Annotated in this window: 1 protein-coding gene; it reads left to right on the top strand. The window is 58.6% G+C overall.

Translation table 11 applies throughout. The features are described 5' to 3' along the window. A partial coding sequence (locus A0O30_RS27565) for an immunoglobulin-like domain-containing protein (protein ID WP_371921642.1) occupies positions 1-1,762 on the top strand: 1,762 nt, incomplete at both ends.

The raw sequence follows: 1,762 nt of genomic DNA, 5'->3' as shown, positions 1-1,762 counted from the left end.
TTGAGCAATGATGCGACCGTGACCATCAAGGCCGGCGACACCAGCGCGCCGTACGAGCACGCTGCGCAGGGCGATGACGTTTATTTGGACAGCGGCGAAATCACCCTTGGCATCAAGTCCGCCGTGGACGTCGACGGCCGTGCCTTCGAGAATCTGCAACTGGGCGGCGATGCTTCGGTTCAGGTTACCGACACAGTCAGCGAAGTTGTGGCCACATTGACCGCAACCGAGTCCGTTACTGAAGGTGGCGTAATCACCTACACCGTGACCCTGACCAACAAGGACGGCCTGCCGATCAACAACCACTCGGCCCTGACCTTCACCCTGAGTGACGGCAAGACCACCATCACCGTGCCTGCGAACGGCACCACCGGTTCGGCCACCGTCATTGCTCCAGACAACGTCTATACCGGCACGAACGCCCCGGTCGAGCAGAGCCTGAAGTACGTCAGCGGCGCTGATGCCTGGAAGTTCGAACAGCTGACGCTGGACGACACCAAGGTCAGCACCGAAGTTACCGACGAGCCAGGTTCGGGTACGCCAGGTACCGGCAACCAGGGCGACGTGGTCAAGGTCACCATTACGGCCGATCAGGTCTCGGTGGCCGAGGACGTCAAGCCGAGCTTCACCGTGCACATCAACACGGCACTGGACCATGACCTGGTCGTGACCCTGAGCAACGATGCCCAGGTCACCATCAAGGCCGGTCAGACTTCGAGCGAACCTTATGTCCACGCGGCACAGGGCGACGACGTCTATCTGGACAGTGGCGAAATCACCCTTGGTATCAAGTCGGCGGTGGATGTTGACGGGCGTACTTTCGAAAACCTGCAACTGGGTGAACAGGCTTCGGTCAAAGTTACCGACACGACCAACGAAGTTGTAGCAAAACTGACTGCAACAGAGTCTGTGAGTGAAGGTGGTGTGATCACCTACACCGTGACACTGACCAACAAAGATGGTCTGCCGATCAACAACCACTCGGCCCTGACTTTCACCCTGAGCGATGGCAAGACCACCATTACCGTACCGGCAAACGGGACTACCGGCTCGACTACTGTTATTGCTCCGGACAACGTCTATACCGGCACGAATGCTGCGATCGAGCAGAGCCTCAAGTACGTCAGCGGCGCTGATGCCTGGAAGTTCGAACAGCTGACGCTGGATGAAACCAAGGTCAGCACCGAAGTTACCGACGAGCCAGGTTCGGGCACTCCAGGTACCGGTAACCAGGGCGATCTGGTCAAGGTCACTATCGTGGCTGATCAGAAGTTGGTCTACGAAAACAAAGAGCCGACCTTCACCGTCAAGATCAACACCGTGCTGGATCATGACTTGGTCGTGACCCTGAGCAACAACGCCCAAGTCACCATCAAGGCCGGTGAGACCAGCGCACCCTACACCCATGCAGCGCAAGGCGAAGACGTCTACAAAGACGGCGGCAAAATCACTTTGGGCATCAAGTCCGCCGTGGATATCGACGGTCGTGGTTTCGAAAACCTGCAACTGGGCGGCGATGCTTCGGTCAAGGTCAAAGACACCACCGACGAAGTGATCGCGAAGCTGACCGCCACCCCTTCGGTCACCGAAGGCGGCGTGATCACCTACACCATCACGCTGACCAACAAAGATGGTCTGCCGATCAACAACCACAGCGCCCTGACCTTCACGCTGAGCGACGGCAAGACCGTCATCACCGTGCCGGCCAACGGCACCGTGGGCACTACCACCGTCACCGCGCCGGACAACGTCTACGTCGGTA

Source organism: Pseudomonas sp. LLC-1 (assembly GCF_002992185.1).
In the GTDB taxonomy this organism is placed as follows: Bacteria; Pseudomonadota; Gammaproteobacteria; order Pseudomonadales; family Pseudomonadaceae; genus Aquipseudomonas; species Aquipseudomonas monteilii.
Note: the sequence above shows the minus strand (reverse complement) of the source record. Positions and strands in the feature narration are given on the sequence as shown.